We start from the raw sequence: 20,346 nt of genomic DNA on the forward strand, positions 1-20,346 counted from the left end.
TGAGGAAAACATGCAAGCTCAGGAAAGCTTCCTGATTTTCACCGCAGCCCCCAGCAGCAGAATCGAAGCAGGGGCGAATATCAAAAGCGCCGCCTTCAAAACGATGCCGCCCACCACAACTTCACCCAGGGAATAGGCAAGGCCAAAAGCCAGCTGTCCTGCAGTTGTTGAGATATTCCTGACAGCATTTATTCCCCCGATGGCCGCCGAGGCCCTTCTTGCCGAAGCCAGCATGCTCCTTGAAATGGGTCTGAACGTCTGGGCGGCAAAAATCGCCATCAGTATGCCCAGAAAAACCGTCACGGGATTTTTAACCGCCGCAAGGAGTGGCGACAGTCCTGCCACCACCGAGATTGCCACCACAACCCTCCTCCCGCTGCCCAGATCGGCAAATCTTGAGGGGATATACGCGAGGAGCGTTGCAACAAATCCTATGAGACCTATCATAAACGCCGCCGTACCCTTATCCATGCCCAGCGTCTCGGCGACATAGACATAGGTTATCTCACCGGACGTGAAGGCCGAGAGGAGGGAGATTAAGGCGGAGAGCATGAGGATTCTCCCCACGTTTATCCGGCTTTTGCCCCGATTCGTATCCCTTTCTTTTTTGGGAACTATCCTTTCATAGAGGATCCTGTAAGAGAGCAGCATAAGTAGTGCCGTCAGAAAGAAAAACGCAGAGGAAAGATACATCTGTCCGCTCAGTCCTATGCTCCGGGTCAGGGAATATGTATAGTTACCGAGAAACCCAGCAAAGTTTCCGAAGATAAAGTAGAGCGCAGTCACCCTGCTCCGGATTTCTTTCGGGGAGGAAACGGCAATTACAAACTGGGCAATCGGCCACGAAATACCGTTTAAAAAGCCATTCAGGAGCTTGATTCCCATGACATGAATCCAGGAGGTTGTGAAGGGATACAGGTTTACAGCAACCGCATTTCCCGCCATCGTCAGGACTCCAAGATAAACCAGGCTTTTCCTCCTTTCAAGCAGCAGACCGCTGAAGAGTGCGGAGAATGAACGGGCCAGGATGAATGATGCCGAGATCACGGAGAGGTATGCCATCGAAGCTCTCAAAACGTCACGTGTGTAGAATGCAACGGCAGGCAGGGCTAACCTGAATGCCAGCGTCCCGGTAAATGCCGATGCGATGAGAAGGGCTATTCCGAGATGCTCCCTTTTCATGGTTCTCCATCTGATGTATTGGGGAGGGTATTAAAACTTATCTCTCTGCGTGATGATGGACATGGAAACACATCCAAGAATACCTTTTTATACATGCCCCTACCACTGTTGACCGAGGTGGTTGGCATGCAGATGCAGTTCGAGGACGCTTACAGGGAAGTTTATGAGATTGTAAAACCAAAATACAGGCTTTTTACAGCAGGCCCGGTTGCATGTTTTCCGGAGGTTCTTGAGATAATGAAGGTGCAGATGTTCAGCCACCGTGCGGCCGAATACAAGGAGATGCACGTTGATACGGTTGAGAGGCTCAAAAAATTCCTCGAAGTTGAGAAGGGAGAGGTTCTGCTCTTCCCGAGCTCCGGCACCGGAGTTATGGAAGCCAGCATAAGGAACGGCGTCTCCAAGGGTGGAAAGGTTCTCGTAACCGTAATTGGCGCCTTTGGAAAGAGGTACAAACAGGTGGTTGAGACCAACGGGAGGAAAGCTGTGACCCTCGAATACGATCCCGGAAGGGCCGCAAAGCCAGAGGATCTCGACGAAGCTTTAAAGAAGAATCCCAATGTTGAAGCAGTAACCATAACATACAACGAAACATCCACAGGTGTTCTCAATCCGCTGCCCGAGCTCGCCAAAGTTGCGAAGGAGCACGGCAAGCTCGTTTTCGTTGATGCCGTGAGTGCAATGGGCGGTGCCGACATAAAGGTCACCAAATGGGGAATTGATGTCGTCTTTGGAAGCTCTCAAAAAGCCTTTGGTGTTCCACCGGGGCTGGCGGTCGGTGCCTTCAGCGAGGAGTTCATCGAGATAGCGCGTGGGATGGAGGAGAAGGGCTGGTATTTCGACGTTTCGAGGTATATAAAGGTGCAGAACGAGAAGCAGGGGCCGCCTTCAACCCCGGCAATGCCGCAGGAGTTTGGACTAAACGTCGTTCTCAGAATCATCGAAAAGATGGGCGGCAAATACAAGTGGCTAGACATGTACAGGAAGAGGAGCGAGATGATAAGGAGCGGGGTTAGGGAAATGGGCCTGGATATACTGGCGGAGCCCGGCCATGAAAGCCCGACGATCACAGCAGTATTGACCCCCGAAGGTGTGAAAGGAGTTGAGGTATACAAGGCAATGCGTGAGAGGGGCTTCGAGCTCGCAAAGGGCTACGGTGAGGGAATAAAGGAGAAGACCTTCAGAATCGGAAACATGGGCTACATGACCTTCGAGGACATTGAGGAGATGCTCGAAAACCTCCGCGAGGTCATTGAAAAGCTTAAAGCTTAAAGGATGATTCCCTTCTTTATTTGAAATTTTCAACTGCCTCAGGCTATGTCCTCCAGCTTTATTTTTCCATCCTCCGCTTTAACAGCGTATATCCTGTTGACCCTCCTCGTGTTCGTCCTGAAGTCCCTTTTGAGCTCAACCACAACATCGAACCTGGCTATAACATCGTCGTCAGCCCTCAGCCAGTGCCTGACCTCATCAATGATATCCTTCGACATTGCCAGTGAGGTGACGATGAATGTGTAATCGTCGAGGAGCCGGCCTAGAATCGTCGGCACATGGACAGTGTGAATAGTGTCAATGACAACGTAGTCCGGATTTAGCCTTCTGATTTTTTCCATGACGCGTTCAGTTCTGTTTTTGAGGCTGTCCTGTCCGAATTCGGTGTTTATAACCACCGTGTTCTCCCTGAACTGCTTGAATTCGTTATACGCTGTAACAACAGCGATTTTTCTGTCAGCGGGAACGAGATGAATCAAAGCCTCCACGAATTTGGTTTTACCTGCCCTGCTTGTTCCAGCAATCAGAATGTCCTTTCTCTCAAGGAGAGCCCTCTTAAGGATTTCAAGCTGTTCCCGGGTTACGGTCCCATACCTCAGCAAATCCTCCGGTGTGAAGATATAGCCTCCCACTGCTCATCACCATAGAAACTTGGAGTTGGATGTTATAATCATATCGGATACAGGGGGCGAACATGCGCCAACTTAAAATCAAATTTTTGATATTTATACCAATTTATCTGTATTTTAATGTAAAAATTCGTCCTATTTCCAATATTTTCTGCATAAATGACATAAAGCATGAGGCCTTTCCGATAACAGGTGATAGTTATGAATGCGGTTCAGCTTATTAGCAGGGATATAGGAAAGGCAATGGCCGTGCAGACAAAGGTGATAGATTACATGACCGGCTTTTTCGTGGACAGGGGGTTTAAATGGCTTCTGCCGGTGATGCTCAGCTCAATAACCGACCCTCTCTGGCCTGATCCGGCAGCGAGCAAGATGAGGGCGCCGGAGATCGAAGCATACGGCTCAAAGCTGAAGCTGATGCACAGCATGATACTCCACAAGCAGTTCGCCGTTTCCATGGGGCTCGACAGGATATTCGTACTCTCGCCGAACATAAGGCTTGAGGAAAGGGACAGGGATGACGGCAGGCATGCATACGAGTTCACCCAGCTCGACTTCGAGATAGCCTATGCCAGTATGGACGATGTTATGGGACTTATTGAAGAACTCATCAGCGGGCTGTTCGAGGAGATGAGGAACCCGGTTGGGGAACTCCTCGGCAGGGAGGTGCCGAAGGTCAAGCCGCCCTTCAGGCGCTTCACGCTTGAGGAGATCAAAGCCGAGTTCGGGGACGAAGACGAAGCCAGCAGGATCATGGAAGAGCCCTTCTGGATAACCGACATCTCAAGAGAGTTCTATGACAGGGAAGACCCTGAGAGGCCCGGCCACTTCAGGAACTACGACCTGATCCTCCCGGAGGGCTACGGAGAAGTCTCAAGCGGCGGCGAGAGGGAGTGGCAGTATGATGTGATTATCAGAAAGCTGAGGGAGAGCGGGCTCAGCCTTGAGGCTTTTAAGCCGTACCTCGAAGTTGCAAAAGCAGGACTCCTGAAACCCACAGCAGGGGCCGGCATAGGGGTTGAGCGTTTGGTGCGCTACATGGTCGGGGCAAAGCACATAGCCGAGGTGCAGCCCTTCCCGAGGATTCCGGGCGTTCCGGCGGTCATCTGAGGCATTTTCACATTTCCAGTCTCAAAACCCATTTAAACCATCCCTCTCTACTTCTTTGGGGATTTATATGAGGAAAAGCATGTTTCCAGCACTGGGAAGGTTTAAAGCATACCTGAACACCGCAAGCCTCGGCCTGATGCCTTCAACCGCACTTCTGGAGGCATCAAAGCTACTGGAAGATGTCATGGAGTTCAACGGGGAAGTCAACTCAGTTGACTACATGGATGAGGTCGTTCTGAAGCCCCTGCTGAAAGAGGCGGCCAGGTTAATGAGAACCGGGGTAGAAAACGTAGGTCTGTCCATACAGACCACGGAAGGCCTGAGGAGAATCCTGCTGGCACTCGAACCCAAGAAGGGGCAGAACATCGTCTCTCTTGATACAGAGTTTTCGACCCTTCCAGCACTCCTCAAGAGCTACGCGGGGCGTTTTAACCTCAAGCTGCGCGTTGTGGAGAACAGGGACGGGGTTCACAGCCTGGAGGACATCGAGAAGGCCATAGACGACGACACCTTCGCGGTGGTTTTGAGTTCGGTCAACTGGGTAACCGGAGAAAGGCTCAACCTGCGAGAACTTTCGAGGATTGCCCACGAACACGGGGCATGGCTGATAGTTGACGCCGTCCAGCACCTTGGAGCCATGAGACTGTTCCCCGAAAAGGAGGGCATTGATGCGCTCTCGGCGGGCGGTGAAAAGTGGCTCCTCAGCCCCGACACCGGTGCAGGATTGATATATGTCTCTGATGAGCTCATTGAGGAGGCCAGGCCTATAACTGGACTGCTCAACAACGAACCGCCGACCGGCGAATGGGGGCCCTGGTGGGGTCTGCCTGAGAAGAACCCCTGGGGCGAGCTGAAGCCTGCTGAAGGCGTCAAGAAGCTCGACTTCGGCGGCGGGCCACCATATCTCATAGCCGCGGCGTTTAAAGCCTCGTTGAAGTTGATAAACGGGATGGGCATCAGGGAGATAGAGCGCCACAACCTCAAGCTGGCCGGCAGGATAAGGGACGAGGTTTTAAGCGCTGGCCTTGAGATCTTCTCGGAGGACTCACCGATAGTCACGATAAAAACCCGCCTGAGTTATGAGGAAGAAGAGAGGATTTACCATGCATTCGTCGAAAAGGGGATTTCAGTCAGCCACCGCGGCGTTCTTGGCCACTACGGGATCAGGGCCTCGCCGCATCTCTACAACACGCTGGATGACGTCGAGATGTTCCTTGAGGCGCTGTTCGAGGCGATGAGAGAATAAACCAAGACATCAAAGAGAAAAGAAAATCACGAGAAAAGCTCCACCGGCGAGTAGCCTTCCCTCACCTTCTCCATTTTCAGCTCCATCCCGAAGGCGTTGGTGACTGTTCCACTCTTCTCTGCCCACACCCCAGCCGGAATCACGAGGACGTCCCCGGGCAGTTCTTTCGCCGGCCGGCCAACGACGACATAGGCCTCGCTCTCCGGGATTCCAGTTATTCCTGCCTTGATAAGACCAGCGGCATTGACGCCTTCGTGGAGAATCAGTGTCGGCACCTCCAGCGGCTCTGCCGGGCCCTCCAGAATGGCCGCGTCGTAGTCCTCCTCGACGAGCTCCTCCCCCTTCAGGAGTACCTTGAGGAGCGGGAACTTCTCCGGGTCTGCCTTCAGGAGAACCCTCCTGGCGTTTCTGACATCCTCTAGTGTGGCCGTGGAGATGCTTCCACCAACTGTCGAGCCTAATGGAATGCCCTTCTCCTCAGCGAAGGCCCTGAGCCGGGCGATTTCTTCGTTGGTAAGCTCCGGCGTCAAAATCAGGGCGTAGCTCCTCTCGGTGAGGAACTTCTTGGCTTCTTCCCAGCTCACCGGCTTTCCGTTGAGGAGCGGCCCGGTTAAATCCTCGGCCCAGGGCCTGTTAAAGCGACAGACGTCACAGAGGTGGCCGTTCCAAGAGTTTTCTACCCTTGAAGCCCTCACGAGCATGCCGTCGTAAACTTCAACGTTCATCTCGCAGGCGAAGGAACAGCCGTTGCAGACGGTCTTAACTGGAGTTGTCTTCCAGGGCCCGGGCTTGACGAACGGAAGCTTCTCGGTTATCGCCCCAACGGGACAGAGGTCTATCATCTCGCCTATAAACTGACCATGCATGTCTCCGAGGCTCTCCCCGAGCGGCGGTGAGATTCTCGTCTTAAACCCGCGGAACAGGTAGTCGAGGACGCCCTCTCCGGCTATCTCGTGGGTGAAGTTGACGCACTGGCCGCAGAGGACGCACTTGTTGTTGTCGAGGGTAACGAACGGGTGGCTCTCGTCGAGCTCGAACCTGTTTTGCTCTCCCTCAAAGGCGTGCTGTTGAGCGTTGTAGAGCGTTGCGTACTCCCTCAGCTTGCACCGGAAGACCTCCATACAGCCGCAGCTCATACAGCGCCTCGCTTCTTCAAGAACCTGCTCCTCGGTTAGGGCCGGCTCGACCTCCTCAAAGGTTCTCTTCCTCTTTTCCGGGTCGAGGAGCTCCACCTTCGCCCTCGGCTTTCTTTCAACGCCCTCGTAGTCCTTCTCGGTGACTTTCTTCCAGTGGTTGTAGGGCCTGAGGTCGAAGAGAACCCTGTAAAGGTCATCATCGCTTAGAACTTCCTCGATGTGCTTTTCGGGCTCGGTGAGAACGGCTTTAGCCTTCTCCAGCTTGCCCTTAAGGTACAGGTCTATCATTATCGCGGCCCTTCTTCCGGTGGCTATGCTCTCGATGACCGTTGATGGCCCGAGGACGAGGTCGCCGCCAGCGAATACGCCTGGAACGCTCGTCTGGAGCGTCACCTCATCAACGACCGCCTTTCCGCGCCTCGCCTCGATACCGAGGGCCTTTAAGAACTCCTCGTCGCAGTACTGGCCTATCGCGAGGATAACGTTGTCGGCTTTAACCCTAAACTCCGAACCCTCTATCGGTATCGGCCTCCGCCTTCCGCTTGAATCTGGCTCGCCGAGGCGCATCCTGATGAGCTCTACCTCCTCGACCTTATCTTTTCCAAGAATCTTCACCGGGTTCGTGAGGAAGAGGAACTCGACGCCTTCCTCGATTGCCTCTTCAACTTCCCTCTCGTTGGCGGGCATCTCTGCCTTCGAGCGACGGTAAACGACGGTAACCTTGGCTCCAAGCCTTAAAGCAGTCCTTGCAACGTCCATCGCGGTGTTTCCGCCGCCAACGACTATGACACGCTCCCCGAGCTCGACCTTTTCGCCGGTGTTGACCTTCCTGAGGAACTCTATGCCGTGCATCACTCCCTCAAGCTCCTCACCAGGAATCCCCATCTTTCTGCTTCTCCAGGCCCCAACGCCGAGGAAGACGGCATCGTACTTCTCCCTGAGCTCCTCAAGGGTCACGTCCCTTCCGAGGGCGGTGTTGGTCTTCACCTCTATTCCCGTGTTTATGACCGTCGCTATGTCCTTGTCCAGAACGTCCCTCGGCAGCCTGTAGGGCGGGATTCCGTAGCGCATCATTCCTCCTAAGTGAGGCATCGCCTCGATTATCGTGACCTCGTGACCCATCGTCCTGAGGTAGTATGCGCACGCCAATCCAGCGGGGCCGCCACCCACGACGGCAATCCTCTTCCCAGTAGAAGGCGGAATCTCCGGCATCCACGGGCCGTGCTCAAGGTCGTAATCTGCTGCGTATCTCTTGAGCTGCCTTATCGCGAGGGGCTCCTCCACGAGGTTTCTCCGACATCTCTCTTCACAGAAGGCCGGGCAGACCCTTCCGAGCACAGCCGGCAGGATGTACTTCTCCTTCATCAGCTTGACCGCCTCGTGGTACTTGCCCATCGCTATGAGTGCGAGGTAGCCCTGAACGTCGCTGTGGGCCGGACAGCCGTCCTGACAGGGGCCGATACAGTCGCCGTAGTGGTCAGAGAGGATTAGCTCAAGCGCCGTTTTCCTCATCGAAACAACTTCGTCGCTCAGCGTTTCTAACTCAAGCCCCTCCATCGGCCTGAGGGTGCACGAGGTGGTGACCCCCCTCCTGGTGGAGACGAGACAGAGCCTGCAGGAGCCGTAGGGGTCGAGCTCGCTCGTGTAGCAGAAGCCGGGAACGTGCTCCCCGATTTCACGGAGGAAGTCTATGAGAGGCTTTCCTTCCGGGGCATCAATCTCTTTCCCGTTGACTATGATCTTAACCATCTCACTCACCCCCCGCATCGACTATCTCTATGGCGTTGAACCGGCACACCTCGTAGCAGGTCCCGCACTTGATGCACTCCTCTTGGTTTATGACGTGGGGCTTGAGCCTCTCGCCGCTGATGGCCTTGACGGGACAGAAGATCGCACACGCTGTACAGCCAGTGCACTTCTCGGTTATTATGACGTACCTGATGAGCGGCTTGCAGACCTTGGCGGGGCATTTTCCTTTGATGTGGGCGAGGTATTCGTCCCTGAAGTAGCGGAGCGTCGTCAGAACCGGGTTAGGTGCCGTCTGCCCGAGGCCGCAGAGAGAGCCGGCCTTGACCTGATAAGCCAAGCTCTCAAGCTTTTCGAGGTCTTCCTCCGTTGCCTCGCCTTTGGTGAACCTGTCCAGTATCTCCCACATCCTTTTAGTGCCCAGACGGCAGAAGGTGCACTTCCCGCAGGATTCCTTCACGGTAAAGTCGAGGAAGAACTTTGCCACATCGACCATACAGGTGTCCTCGTCCATGACGACCATTCCGCCGCTCCCCATTATCGCTCCAGTAGCGTTCACGCTCTCGTAGTCAACGGGCGTGTCGAAGAGGTACTCGGGAATACAGCCGCCCGAGGGACCGCCGAGCTGGACGGCTTTTATCCTCTTGCCGGTCTTTGTCCCCCCACCTATCTCGTAGAGTATCTCCCTCAGCGTCATTCCCATCGGTACCTCGACGTTTCCGCCGTGCTTTATCTTGCCCGAGAGGGCGAAGACCTTCGTCCCCTTGCTCTTCTCGGTTCCTATCGAGGCGTAGGCCTCCCAGCCGTGCTTGATTATCCACGGCACGTTCGCCCACGTTTCCACGTTGTTGATGTTCGTCGGCTTGCCCCAGAGGCCCTTCTGGGCCGGATAAGGCGGCCTCGGTCTCGGCATTCCGCGCCTGCCCTCTATCGATGCTATCAAAGCGGTTTCCTCACCGCAGACGAACGCTCCGGCGCCTTCCTTGATGACGATGTCGAAGGAAAAGCCCGAGCCGAGGATGTTCTCGCCCAGGAAGCCCCTCTCCTTAGCCTGCTTCAGCGCTATCCTCAGCCTCCTTATGGCGAGCGGGTATTCTGCTCTAACGTAGATGAACCCTTTGGTTGCCCCAATCGCGTAGGCACCGATTATCATGCCTTCAATAACTCGGTGCGGGTCGCCTTCGAGCACGTTCCTGTCCATGAATGCCCCGGGGTCGCCCTCGTCGGCGTTGCAGACTATATACTTCACGTCCCCCTTGGCCTCCCTGGCGAACTTCCACTTCAGGCCGGTCGGGAAGCCCGCACCGCCCCTCCCCCTCAGACCGGACTTCATGATGACGTCTATTATCTCCTCGGGCTCCATTTTGAGGGCCTTTTTGAGGGCTTCGTAGCCTCCAACGGCGATGTACTCGTCGATGTTCTCCGGGTCTATGTAGCCGGAGTTTTCGAGCACTATCTTCCTCTGTTTTGCGAAGTAGCCGTCAACGTCCCACGTCTTTCTCTCGCCGTCCTCCCACCAGTCGCGCTTGACTATCCATTCCTCGACCGGCTTTCCGTTGAGGACGTGCTCCTCTATAATCCGGGGGACCTTCTTGGGGTCAACGTGACCGTAGGTGATTATCTCATCATCGGTGATTATGTCAACCAGTGGCTCGCGGTAGCACATGCCGACACAGCCGACTATCTTGAGCTTCACGTCGAGGTTTCTTCTCTCAATCTCGGCCTTTATAGCCTCGTAGGTTTCCCTCGCGCCGGCAGCTATTCCACAGGAGTTCATGCCGACTGCGATGGCCTTGATTTCAGACATCGAGCTTCCCCTCCCTTAGCTTTCTCATCAGCTTCCTGACCTTGTCAGGATTCAGCTTTCCGAAGACCTTGTCGTTTATCATTATGACCGGGGCCAGACTGCAGCAGCCGAGACAGGCGACGCGCTCCAGCGTTACGAGACCGTCCTCCGTTGTCTCACCCTCCCCGATTCCGAGCTCCTCGGTTATGGCCTGCGATATGTTCACGGCGCCGTTCACGTGGCAGGCAGTACCGTGGCAGATTTTGACGACGTATTTTCCGAGGGGTTCAAACCTGAACTGGGCGTAGAAAGTGGCCACACCGTAGACCCTGCTGAGCGGTATTCCCAGGTAGTTTGCTATCTCCTCAAGTGCCTCCCTGGGCAGGTAGCCGAACTTTTCCTGAGTTCGCTGGAGAAGGGGAATCAGCGAACTCGGATTAGACTCATACTGCCGAATGTAATCAAATCCTGCATCCATACTCATCACCGGCTTGAACATTTAAGTATCCTCAGATCTTTATCTACGTCAATGTTTATAAAAGTGCATTAAAGTACATGTTTTGAACCTAAAGTTGGACACTCATCGTTTAAAAAATCCTTAAATCGGTCCCTTTACAAACATAAAATGAAAGGAAATCGGGCTGGTGGTCATATTGAGATACGTAAAACTCCCGAAGGAGAATTTTGAGGAATTCTTCAACTCCCTAAAAAACTGGGGAAAAGTCTATGCTCCAACAAAGCAGGGAAATATATACTCCTTTAAGAGCGTTGAGGAGCTCAGCGAGGTTTCTCTGGATTACAGCAGAACCATGCTGCCCCCAAAGAAGTTCTTCGTCAGGCCGAAGGACGAGATGCTGAGGCTTAAGGGCAAAAAGTGGGAGGAGTGCATCGAAGCTGAGAAAATAGTCCTCTTCGGAGTCCACTCCTGCGACATACACGGACTCCAGATACTCGACAAAGTTTATCTGGAGGAACCCGCAGACCCCTACTACAGGAAAAGGAGGGAAAACTCGATAATAATTGGAATCAGCTGTATGCCCGACGAGTACTGCTTCTGCAAGAGCCTGAGCACCGACTTTGCCATGAGCGGCTTTGATCTATTCCTCCATGAGCTCCCGGATGGCTGGCTCGTGAGGGTCGGAAGTGTCAGGGGACATGAGATAGCATGGGCAAACGAGGAGCTTTTCGAAGAGATAAACGAGGAAGACCTGAGGAACTTCAGGGCCTTCGAGGAGAAGAGGGCGAAAGCGTTCAAAAAGAGGCTCAACAAAGAGGGGCTCGCTGACATGCTGGATTTAGCCTATGACAGCCCTGTATGGAAGAAGTACGAAAGGATATGCCTCGGATGCGGGAACTGCAACATGGTGTGTCCAACATGCAGATGCTACGAGGTGTGCGACCGCTGGCTGAACGCGTACGAGGCCGTTCGGGAGAGGCGCTACGATTCATGCTTCATGGTGAGCCACGGACTCGTTGCAGGAGGCCACAACTTCAGGCCAACCCGTCTGGACAGGTTCAGACACCGCTACTACTGCAAGAACTACTTTGACCCCGAGGCAGGGTTCAACTGTGTCGGCTGTGGAAGGTGTGATGAATTCTGCCCGGCCAAGATAGAGCACGTTAAGGTTTTGGATGAAGTGAGGGAGGCTTTGGAATGAGCACGTTTCAAACCCATGACGCCCGGATTCTGGAGGTAAGGGATTTGACACCGAGGGAAAAGCTCTTCACGCTCAGGTTTACAGACCCTGAGGTCAGCAGAGGATTCAAATACAGGCCGGGACAGTTCGTTATCGTTGACATCAGGGGCTTCGGCGAGTTCCCAATCAGCCTGTGCTCCACCCCAACGAGGGAGGGCTACTTCCAGCTGTGCATCAGAAGGGTGGGAAGGATGACCAAATACGTGCATGAGCTGAAGGAGGGGGATATAGTCGGAATCCGCGGGCCCTACGGAAACGGCTTCCCCATGGAAAGCATGGAGGGCTCAAACCTAGTTCTCGTTGCAGGCGGTCTCGGGATGGCCCCGCTCCGCTCGGTGCTCTGGTATGCCCTCGACAGCGGAAAATACGAGCACATATACCTCTTCTACGGGACAAAGAGCTATGAGGACATACTCTTCAGGGACGAGATAACCCACCTCCTGAAGCATGGAGAAGCGATGAACTGCACCGTAAAGCTCGCCTATGAGGTTGAGAGCCCATCGTGCATCTACCTGGAGAAGGGCTTTGCCCCGAAAGTGTGCAAGGGTGTCGTCACCGACCTGTTCAGAGGGGAGGAGTTCGACGTTACCAACACCTACGCCCTCATCTGCGGGCCCCCTGTGATGTATAAGTTCGTCATAAGGGAGCTCCTCGACAGAAAGCTCTCGCCCGGGAGGATTTACATGACGCTGGAGAGGAGGATGCGCTGCGGCGTCGGCAAGTGCGGTCACTGCATCGTGGGGACGAGCACCTCAATAAAATACGTGTGCAAGGACGGGCCCGTCTTCACATACTGGGATGCCCTGTCCACGAGGGGGTTGATATGATGCTGAAGCTTGGTGTTTTTGAGCTTACGGACTGCGGGGGCTGTGCGCTCAACATACTCTTCCTCTACGAGAGGCTCTTCGACGTGCTGAAATTCTACGAGATTAAGGAGTTCCACATGGCCTCAAGCTTTAAGGAGCACGGCCACCTCGATGTCGCCCTCGTAACCGGGACGGTCTCGACGCAGAGGGACCTGGAACTCCTGAAGCATGCGAGGAACCATTCAAACTACCTGATAGCTCTGGGGACGTGTGCAACCCACGGCTCCGTCCAGGGAGGAGTTGAGGGTAAAATCCGGGAAAAGCTTGAGAAGGTCTACGGGACGAAGGCAAACCCCATGAGGGCCCTCGATTCAAAACCCATAACCGAATATGTGGCCGTCGACTACGCGCTCCCGGGATGCCCCTATGACAAGGACGAGATTTACCAGGTGCTGATGGACATAGCAAAGGGCATCGAGCCTCCGAAGAAGGATTATCCTGTTTGTATCGAGTGCAAGCTCAACGAGTATGAGTGCGTCCTCGTCAAAAAGGGCATACCATGCCTCGGCCCGATAACGCTCGGGGGATGCAATGCAATCTGCGTAAAATCCGGACTCGGATGCATCGGGTGCCGCGGTCCTCTGCCGAAGGACGCCAACCCTGCCGGGGAGTTTGAGATTCTAAAGGAGCTGGGCTACGACGAGGAGTACATCAGGAGGAAGTTCAAGACCTTCGCAAGGGGTGAGCTCAGATGGTGAGCATTGAAATTGATGCCTTCACAAGGGTTGAGGGAAACGGCGGTGCCGAGATAATCGTGGAAAACGGCGAGGTAAAGGAGGTGAGGGTAAAAATCTTCGAGGGGCCGAGGTTCTTTGAGCTCCTTACGCTCGGAAGGCACTACTACGATGTGCCGGACTTAGAGGCGAGGATATGCGCCATCTGTTATCTGTCCCACAGCGTTGCCTCAGTGCTCGGAATTGAGAGGGCCTTCGGTGTCGAGGTTCCCAGGGAGATAATGCTCCTCAGGGAGCTTGCTTTAATCGGCGAATTCCTTGAGAGCCATGCCCTGCATCTCTACCTCCTCGTTGCGCCTGACCTCTTCGGCTACGCCGATGCCATAAGGATGGCGAGCAAGCACGGCGAGGTCGTTAAGGAGGGGCTGACGATAAAGGCCTTCGGCAACTACATAAGGGAAACAATAGGCGGAAGGGAGATACACGGCATAAACATAAAGCCCGGAGGGTTCGGAAGGTATCCAAGCGTGGAGGAGCTTGAAAGGATCGAGAGGAACAGCGAAGCCCTGCTGACATTTGCCAAGAGAGTTGTAGGAATCTTCGCATCCCAGGAACCTCTGGGAGCAAGGGTAAACCACCATGTGGCCACGGACGGCTACCTCTACGGGAGCAGGCTCATAGCGAGCGACGGGGAGAGCTTTGACTACTTCGAGCACATTGAGGAAAAGTCCCTGCCCTACAGCTTCGCGAAGCAGAGCCTGTACAAGGGCGAGGTATTCATGGTGGGTGCGCTGCCGAGGCTCATGCTCAAAGGAGAAAAGCTAACCCCCCTCGCCAAGAGGCTCTTTGAGGAGCACAGGGAAAAGCTGTCAAAGGGATACGTGAGCCTGAACAACCTGGCACAGGCCATAGAGCTCATCTATGCGCTCGAACGCGCCGGAGAGATAGCGAAGGAACTTTTAGATTCCGGCATAAAGGGGGAGAACATTCCAGTAGAGCCCAGGGAGGGTGAGGGTATAGGCTACGTTGAGGCTCCAAGGGGAGTCCTTGTCCACCACTACCGCATAGATGAGAAGGGCAACATAGCCTACTCAAACATAATAACGCCCACGGCCTTCAACCACGCCATGATGGAGCTGAGCCTTTTCACAGAGGCAGGGAAGAGATACGGTGAAATGAGTGAGGCAGAGTTTGTGCAGAAGCTTGAGGAAGTCGTAAGAGCTTTCGATCCGTGCATCTCCTGCTCGGTGCACATTGTCAAATTATGAGAGCTTCTGCATTTTAATTCTTAATCTTTTTTCTGGTTTCGCGGACATTTTTCATCAGCTCAGGCAAAAGATATATATTTATCATCTGGGATATATACTGTGTGAGGTATACACCGATATGCTGGGAGGGGAACAGCACCATGGACAGTATGGACGAGCTTTTTAGAATCATAGATGGTGTAAAGCCGGGGGAAACCGTTCTGATAGAGTATTATCCATCGTATATCCCTGAATTCGTGACGCTGTCTCTGGTGATGTACGGGAGGGAAAGGGGCCTCCCTGTGATTATAGATGACAACTTCGATGCACTCCACGTGATACACAAACATCTGAAGCTGTGGGGGATAGAGGAGGACTTCAGAGATGTCTTTGTAATAAAATCAGACGGAAGCGTGGACATAGGAAATGTTATCGCAAAGATACGCTTCAGCGCCGAACCCGTGGTTTATGTGAGAAGGTATGAGGAAGCGGGCAAAAATGTGCTCCCGCAGCTGGGAGAGTCAATCAACATAGTTCTCGGACTTGAGAAGATATTCGCCTTTGTCAGCAGCGTCAGAGAGTTCTATCTGATCATAACACACATCCAGCGTTTTCTCGGCGGTCCGAGGAAGGCATTTTACCTCGTCAATAAAGAAACTGCCAGGTCCATGGAGTTCAATCCCCTTCCCGAGATGGAACGCATAGCAAGCACGGTGGTCGAGATAATCCCCACCCCCCTCTCGGGAAGGATTGTATTCAAGAAAACACCAATTGTGTCCCTCACAGGAACTGAACTCGAAATCCCGACGGAGGTGATGGGCAGTGCGGCCCGCCACAAAGGAAACCGCGTATAGGTTCCTTGAACTTGCTCCCTTCGGAGACATAGTCCTCATGGAGGACGACTCTCCCTACGGAACCGCCATAGCGACATATGTTATCGTAAAGTATGCCAGGGAGGCAGGAATCCCGGTTTATATCGACGATGTCCTTGATTCGCTCAGCCTGGTGGGCAAACATCTGAAATTTCTGGGAATTGATGAGGACTTTTCAGATGTGTCTGTCATCAAAACGGGCGGAATTGAAAACGTCGGGAACGTCATTGAAAGGCTCCCCGTGGAGAGCGAGCCCATCATGTACATAACCCGCCACAGGGAGATAACCAGGGAAATCCTGTCCAAGGGCAGGCATATAAACATAGTCCTCGGGATGGAGAGGATGTTTGCCTTCCTCGGGAACAGGCGTGAGTTCTATCTGTTCGTAACCTACCTCAAGGAGCTGCTGGGAAACAGGAACAGGAAGGCGTTCTATATCCTCAACAGAAACATCATACCCAGCATAAAGTTCAACCCCCTACCTGAGCTTGAGGAGATAGCCAGCACCGTTGTCGAAATCAGGATAAAGGACGGAGTCCACGTGGTGATTCCCAAGAAAGCGCTTTTCGTCGAAATTATAGGTAAGGAGTTTGCAGGGAAACTCGAGGAAATCATGAGGTGGTGAAGCACCTGCCTTAATTTCTTACAAGATGTTGTTTAACCTCCAGCTCTTCACGAAAAGTTTAATTACCTGTATGCGAATAAAAGTAAGGTGTGAGTATGATCAGGGAAAACGTGCTGGAGGATATTCTGGATACGCTGAAATTCGGGGAGAGCATACTCATAGAGTGCAGGCCATCATACATACCTGAATTCACGGTGCTTGCCCTGACAAGGTATGCCAGAAGAAGAAACCTTCCGGTTATAATTGACGACAATCTGGACATGCTGTACACCATAAAGACCAATCTTGAGCTTTTTGGAGTTAAGGAGGACTTCAGCGATGTGAACGTCATAAAGACCGGAGGCAGGATTGAGGTTGGCAATGTCATCAGAAGAATATCAATAACCGAAGCGCCCCCAACGTATATCCAGAAATACAAGCAGGCGGCCCAGGAGGCTTTTCGTGATAGTGACAAAGCCCTCAATATTGTGCTCGGTCTGGAGAGGCTGTTCTACTTCGTGCGCGACCCAGAGGAGTTCTACACAATAATCGTATCAATGCAGGAGTTTCTGGGCAACAAATCCAGAAAGGCCTTCTACATAATCGATAAAAACGTCGCAAAAAGGGCATATATAAACCCCCTCCCAGAAATGGAGAGAATCATGAGCACCGTAATTGACGTCGAAGGTAGGGGAATCTCCGCCAGGCTGTTTTTCAAGAAATCAGCCGCACACAGCTTCAGGGGCAAGGCCGTAGAGGTCACAATGGACGAGATTCTGAGGTGAGGCACTTGTCGTTCCTCTCAAGGTTTTTCAAACACGGGGGAGATGAGACCGCCGTGGTTTCAAGGAAAGCCGCCGGAAGGTTCAGGGTGGAGGAGATTCTCGAAATCGTTGGAAAGCAGGTTCTCGTCGGCGAGGTCATTGAGGGCGTGATATACCCCGGCTACAAGGTGAAGGGGGAGGGAGCCGCACCAATCAGGGCCATCCAGCGGGATAGAAAGAGCGTTGACTTTGCCGTTGAATACGACAGGGTTGCCCTGATCCTTGATGGTCATATAACCACAGGGAAAGGGGAAATACTTGAGATATACCAGTCATAGGACTTTTAAGGATTCAGAACAAGTCCCTCCGGTGAGAATATGATAATCCTCGATAATCATTTCCATGTTGACCCCTACAAGGGCCTCTTCCTTGAGGCCGTCAAGCAGTTCCACAGAGCAGGAGGAACTCACCTCGTCGTGGTCTACAAGACGGCCCACGACTACGGCTTTCCGGGCCTTAAGGCCGATGATTTCATGAAGGCGATGGACTTTCACATCGAGCTCGTCGAGAAAATCAACGAGGAAACGCCCGTCAAGGCCTATGCCGTCGTCGGTGTTCACCCTGCGGAGTTCGTTTACCTCGCGGAGCAGAAGGGCCTCGAGTACGCCAAGAATGAGGTCATGGAAGCTTTAGAGTACGCCCAAAAGCTGTGCCGTGAGGGGAAGGCTGTAGCCATAGGCGAGATAGGCAGGCCGCACTACGAGGTTAGCGAAGAAATCTGGAATGCCAGCATTGAGATGATGAAGTACGGGATGAGCCTTGCCAAGGAAGCCGACTGCGCCGTGCAACTGCATACGGAGAGCTTTGACGAGGCCAAGTTCCGCGAGCTTGGGGAGTACATTAAAGAGGTCGGGATAAAGCCCTATCGCGTTGTCAAGCACTTCTCACCACCCCTCGTGAAGGTGGCAGAAGAGGTCGGAGTCTTCCCGAGCATAATAGCCAGCAGGAAGAACATCAAGGCGGCGATAGAGCAGGGGAACCGCTTCATGATGGAGACCGACTACATAGACGACAGGAAAAGGCCGGGTGCTGTCTTAGGGCCAAAAACCGTTCCGAAGAGAACCAAAGCCTTCCTCCAGAACGGCCTCTTCACGGAAGAAGATGTCTATAAGATTCACGTGGAGAACCCGGGGAAGGTCTACGGGGTGGAGATTGGGGAGTGATGGAAATCTTGAGCTCGCCGGCCTCTACGCCAATCTGATAGCCCACCTCCGCGAGAAGGACCTTGAAGGGGCCGAGGGGTTTCTCGCCGCAATCGTGGAGGGTCGCTCTCATTGATTTGTTTTTGTCACATTGGTTTAAAGGATTCCGTGGAAAGACTACAGCAAGAAGCTCCTCCATCTCCAGAATGGGAGAGCTGAGGTGTCAATCAAAATCTAAAGCTCTCCAGCACTTTCCAGTATTTTCCGCACGATTTCATCTGAGATTCTAAAGCCATGCTTTCTGAGCCCCTCGATGTAAGGCCCAATAGCATCAATCAGCCCCTTTCTTTTGGCGAGGAGAAGCAACCCAAGGGTTCCCGTTACCCTCAACCCAAAGCCCCTCGCGACTTTTCTCGCGTCCTTGTCGTCGAGAACGACCAAATCAACGTCGTTTTCAAGAGCGAAGGCTATCGTCTCTGCTCGCGGTAGTCAATCATCTCAAGCAGAAACTTAACGAGCCTATGGTTTCTAACTGAAGCCCTCTTCAGAAAACCTGCGTTTTCGATGTCAATCGCCTCCTCATGCCCAGCGCCTTCTACAACTGTCTCTTGATAAACGGCGTCGGTGATATAGACCGCATCGAAAAGCTCTTTCATGGTATTGAGCAACTTCAGCTTGGCGAGGAAGATGAGAGGGGACGAGTTCACGAGGATCCTCACGAGAGTCCCTCAAGAACGCTGAGGTCGTTTTCAAGCTCTTCCTCGTCGTAGGGAATCCCCGCACCTTCTTTTGCGAGGAGTTCAATGAACTCCCACTTGCTTAGACCTGCCAACCTTCTCGCCTGCCCGAGGGAGAGTATGCCCTTCTCATAGAGCCTTATAGCCAATTCGACCTTGATCCTCTTCTCGATTTCCTCATCGGGTATCTTCACCATTCCCGGGAGCTCGACAACTACTTTCTTCCCCATTCTCCCACCGGTTTAATGTTATGACAGGCAGTATTTAACGCCTTCGCTATATTAACCCTCCGGGAGGAGGGAAATATATAAATACCCGGAGAGAGGAGGGAAATGGGATTTCTCGGGACAGCTGGGACTTGGATATTATTCATTTCAGAGTTCCTTGCCGTATTGAGTGGTGTCGGCATTATTTTTCAAACACCGATCACGAAGTGGAATGCAGAAGAAGATTTTCGTATTGCCATCGGGGTAACTCTAGGCGTCATAGTTGGATCAATCCTCTTATACTCTGATCCAGAGGCATTAGGAGGAGTTTTGGAAGAACACCGATGGGCCCTCACCTTAATACCAATAGCACTCGCACTCTCCGGAACTGCAACAATAATCTCCTACCGCCGCCTCAAGCGATTCGAACAGGAGGAGATGCTCGAAAAGCTCGCAGAGAAGGTAGGTGAAAAGCTCGGCGAGTCAATGGCCAAAGGGTTGAAAGTAAAGGAAATTTAACCCTCCCCGGCCTCTTCCAATATTCTTCTGTAAAGCCCCTCGCTCAGCCAGAAGCCGGTTTCCTTAAGTTTATCGAGCTCATCTTTTATGCTCTCAATCAGTCCTTCAATTTTCGCGCGCAGGAGGATTCCAATTGTACCAGTGGTTTTCAACCCCAAAGCCCTGGCAATCTCTCTGCCATCGTAGTCGTCCATCAAAAGCATCTCAGCTCCTTTTTCAATCGCCAGGACTATCGCCTCGCTCTCGCCCTCGTCGAGCTCGATCATGAGGGACTTCTTAAGCCTCCCGTCGCGTATCCTCTCAACCATAATCCAGCCGGCGTTTTCGATGAGTTTCGCATCTTCCAAATCTTTGCCCTCAACCACGCACTCCCTGTAAACCGCCTCTGGAATGAAAACCTCTCCAAAGAACTCCCTCAGAAGGTTAAGCCTTCCGATCTTGGCGAGGTGAATAAGTGGTGTGGAGTTGCTAACCACGGGCAAAGTTCAAATCCTCCTCAAGCTCTCTCTCAGTGTAGTGCCTCGGGATTTTTCTCCTCGCAAGCTCTTCCAAAAACTCCCTCTTCGTGAGGCCAGCCAACTTGGCCGCTTTACCCAGGGAAAGGGCACCCTTCGAGTAGAGGATCAGCGCCAACTCAAGCTTCAGCTCCCTCTCCATCTCAGCTCTGGGGAGCTTGATGGACACGAGGACATCATCGGGTATGACTATCTCCATTTTTTCACCCGTAGATATTGGGGCTTCCAGGTATTTAACGCCTTCGCATATATTAACCCTCCGGAAGGAGGGAAATACATAAATACCCGGAGGGAGGAGGGAAATGTACGATATGGCCTCTGCTGTGGTCGGTTATT

Annotated in this window: 22 protein-coding genes and 1 pseudogene; 14 read left to right on the forward strand and 9 right to left on the reverse strand. The window is 53.1% G+C overall.

The window, feature by feature from the left end; translation table 11 throughout:
• Positions 1-18 precede the first annotated feature (18 nt).
• Positions 19-1,182 carry an MFS transporter gene (locus ACYQ27_RS10090; RefSeq protein WP_460041570.1) on the reverse strand — a complete coding sequence of 388 codons (1,164 nt, stop codon included), beginning with the start codon at positions 1,180-1,182 and terminating at the stop codon, positions 19-21.
• Between the two features lie 132 nt (positions 1,183-1,314).
• On the opposite strand from ACYQ27_RS10090, the gene ACYQ27_RS10095 reads away from it, so the two are divergent.
• Positions 1,315-2,454, forward strand: coding sequence for a pyridoxal-phosphate-dependent aminotransferase family protein (locus tag ACYQ27_RS10095; protein ID WP_456452636.1), 1,140 nt, complete (start codon positions 1,315-1,317; stop codon positions 2,452-2,454).
• A gap of 38 nt (positions 2,455-2,492) precedes the next feature.
• On the opposite strand, the gene ACYQ27_RS10100 is transcribed toward ACYQ27_RS10095, so the two are convergent.
• Positions 2,493-3,086 (reverse strand): P-loop NTPase family protein, encoded by a 594-nt coding sequence (locus tag ACYQ27_RS10100; protein ID WP_460041571.1) that lies wholly within the window; start codon positions 3,084-3,086, stop codon positions 2,493-2,495.
• Positions 3,087-3,284: 198 nt separating this feature from the next.
• Between ACYQ27_RS10100 and ACYQ27_RS10105 the strand changes: the two genes are divergently transcribed.
• Positions 3,285-4,193, forward strand: a complete 909-nt coding sequence (locus ACYQ27_RS10105; protein WP_456396008.1) for an asparagine synthetase A — start codon at positions 3,285-3,287, stop codon at positions 4,191-4,193.
• A gap of 67 nt (positions 4,194-4,260) precedes the next feature.
• Entirely contained in the window at positions 4,261-5,439 is a 1,179-nt protein-coding gene (locus ACYQ27_RS10110) for an aminotransferase class V-fold PLP-dependent enzyme (RefSeq protein WP_460041572.1), read from the forward strand.
• 26 nt (positions 5,440-5,465) lie between these two features.
• Here the strand turns inward: ACYQ27_RS10110 and ACYQ27_RS10115 are convergent, their stop codons facing one another.
• The 3 genes from ACYQ27_RS10115 to nuoE are packed head-to-tail and all read right to left on the reverse strand — an operon-like array spanning position 5,466 to position 10,585.
• Entirely contained in the window at positions 5,466-8,324 is a 2,859-nt protein-coding gene (locus ACYQ27_RS10115) for an NAD(P)-binding protein (RefSeq protein ID WP_460041573.1), read from the reverse strand.
• 1 nt (position 8,325) lies between these two features.
• Positions 8,326-10,128 (reverse strand): NADH-quinone oxidoreductase subunit NuoF, encoded by a 1,803-nt coding sequence (gene nuoF / locus ACYQ27_RS10120; protein WP_167891560.1) that lies wholly within the window; start codon positions 10,126-10,128, stop codon positions 8,326-8,328.
• Positions 10,121-10,585 (reverse strand): NADH-quinone oxidoreductase subunit NuoE, encoded by a 465-nt coding sequence (nuoE, locus tag ACYQ27_RS10125; RefSeq protein ID WP_456453794.1) that lies wholly within the window; start codon positions 10,583-10,585, stop codon positions 10,121-10,123. The genes nuoF and nuoE overlap by 8 nt, the downstream gene beginning before the upstream one ends.
• Positions 10,586-10,760: 175 nt before the next feature.
• On the opposite strand from nuoE, the gene shyB reads away from it, so the two are divergent.
• The 10 genes from shyB (at position 10,761) to ACYQ27_RS10175 (ending at position 18,169) form a co-directional block, all read left to right on the forward strand.
• On the forward strand, positions 10,761-11,765 hold the full coding sequence (gene shyB, locus ACYQ27_RS10130; RefSeq protein ID WP_460041574.1) for an NAD(P)-dependent hydrogenase/sulfhydrogenase 2 subunit beta: 1,005 nt from the start codon (positions 10,761-10,763) through the stop codon (positions 11,763-11,765).
• Complete coding sequence (gene shyC, locus ACYQ27_RS10135) at positions 11,762-12,631, forward strand: NAD(P)-dependent hydrogenase/sulfhydrogenase 2 subunit gamma (RefSeq protein WP_460041575.1); 870 nt, start codon at positions 11,762-11,764, stop codon at positions 12,629-12,631. Before shyB ends, shyC begins: the two co-directional genes overlap by 4 nt.
• A gap of 2 nt (positions 12,632-12,633) precedes the next feature.
• Positions 12,634-13,368, forward strand: a complete 735-nt coding sequence (gene shyD, locus ACYQ27_RS10140; protein WP_456394709.1) for an NAD(P)-dependent hydrogenase/sulfhydrogenase 2 subunit delta — start codon at positions 12,634-12,636, stop codon at positions 13,366-13,368.
• Positions 13,365-14,612 (forward strand): NAD(P)-dependent hydrogenase/sulfhydrogenase 2 subunit alpha, encoded by a 1,248-nt coding sequence (gene shyA, locus ACYQ27_RS10145; protein ID WP_460041864.1) that lies wholly within the window; start codon positions 13,365-13,367, stop codon positions 14,610-14,612. Before shyD ends, shyA begins: the two co-directional genes overlap by 4 nt.
• A 140-nt stretch (positions 14,613-14,752) precedes the next feature.
• Positions 14,753-15,445 carry a DUF257 family protein gene (locus tag ACYQ27_RS10150; protein WP_460041576.1) on the forward strand — a complete coding sequence of 231 codons (693 nt, stop codon included), beginning with the start codon at positions 14,753-14,755 and terminating at the stop codon, positions 15,443-15,445.
• Entirely contained in the window at positions 15,414-16,088 is a 675-nt protein-coding gene (locus tag ACYQ27_RS10155) for a DUF257 family protein (RefSeq protein ID WP_456453790.1), read from the forward strand. Before ACYQ27_RS10150 ends, ACYQ27_RS10155 begins: the two co-directional genes overlap by 32 nt.
• A gap of 95 nt (positions 16,089-16,183) precedes the next feature.
• Positions 16,184-16,852 carry a DUF257 family protein gene (locus ACYQ27_RS10160; protein WP_456453789.1) on the forward strand — a complete coding sequence of 223 codons (669 nt, stop codon included), beginning with the start codon at positions 16,184-16,186 and terminating at the stop codon, positions 16,850-16,852.
• Complete coding sequence (gene pbp11, locus ACYQ27_RS10165; protein WP_456394696.1) at positions 16,849-17,169, forward strand: tRNA-binding protein Pbp11; 321 nt, start codon at positions 16,849-16,851, stop codon at positions 17,167-17,169. Before ACYQ27_RS10160 ends, pbp11 begins: the two co-directional genes overlap by 4 nt.
• 39 nt (positions 17,170-17,208) lie before the next feature.
• Positions 17,209-18,054, forward strand: coding sequence for a TatD family hydrolase (locus tag ACYQ27_RS10170; RefSeq protein ID WP_460041577.1), 846 nt, complete (start codon positions 17,209-17,211; stop codon positions 18,052-18,054).
• Positions 18,044-18,169 carry a hypothetical protein gene (locus ACYQ27_RS10175; RefSeq protein ID WP_460041578.1) on the forward strand — a complete coding sequence of 42 codons (126 nt, stop codon included), beginning with the start codon at positions 18,044-18,046 and terminating at the stop codon, positions 18,167-18,169. Before ACYQ27_RS10170 ends, ACYQ27_RS10175 begins: the two co-directional genes overlap by 11 nt.
• A gap of 98 nt (positions 18,170-18,267) precedes the next feature.
• On the opposite strand, the pseudogene ACYQ27_RS12595 reads toward ACYQ27_RS10175, so the two are convergent.
• Positions 18,268-18,689 (reverse strand): annotated as a pseudogene (locus ACYQ27_RS12595) (PIN domain-containing protein).
• 59 nt (positions 18,690-18,748) lie between these two features.
• On the reverse strand, positions 18,749-19,000 hold the full coding sequence (locus tag ACYQ27_RS10190) for a UPF0175 family protein (RefSeq protein ID WP_460041581.1): 252 nt from the start codon (positions 18,998-19,000) through the stop codon (positions 18,749-18,751).
• 102 nt (positions 19,001-19,102) lie between these two features.
• Here ACYQ27_RS10190 and ACYQ27_RS10195 point away from each other — a divergent pair, with 102 nt between their 5' ends.
• The gene (locus ACYQ27_RS10195) at positions 19,103-19,495 is read left to right on the forward strand and encodes a hypothetical protein (protein WP_460041582.1); all 393 of its coding nucleotides are present in this window, start codon (positions 19,103-19,105) and stop codon (positions 19,493-19,495) included.
• On the opposite strand, the gene ACYQ27_RS10200 is transcribed toward ACYQ27_RS10195, so the two are convergent.
• Both ACYQ27_RS10200 and ACYQ27_RS10205 read right to left on the reverse strand, forming a co-directional pair.
• The gene (locus ACYQ27_RS10200; RefSeq protein WP_460041865.1) at positions 19,492-19,971 is read right to left on the reverse strand and encodes a PIN domain-containing protein; all 480 of its coding nucleotides are present in this window, start codon (positions 19,969-19,971) and stop codon (positions 19,492-19,494) included. The two genes, ACYQ27_RS10195 and ACYQ27_RS10200, sit on opposite strands and share 4 nt — an antisense overlap.
• Positions 19,964-20,209 (reverse strand): UPF0175 family protein, encoded by a 246-nt coding sequence (locus ACYQ27_RS10205; protein WP_460041583.1) that lies wholly within the window; start codon positions 20,207-20,209, stop codon positions 19,964-19,966. Before ACYQ27_RS10205 ends, ACYQ27_RS10200 begins: the two co-directional genes overlap by 8 nt.
• Positions 20,210-20,346: the final 137 nt, after the last annotated feature.

Source organism: Thermococcus atlanticus (assembly GCF_054657855.1).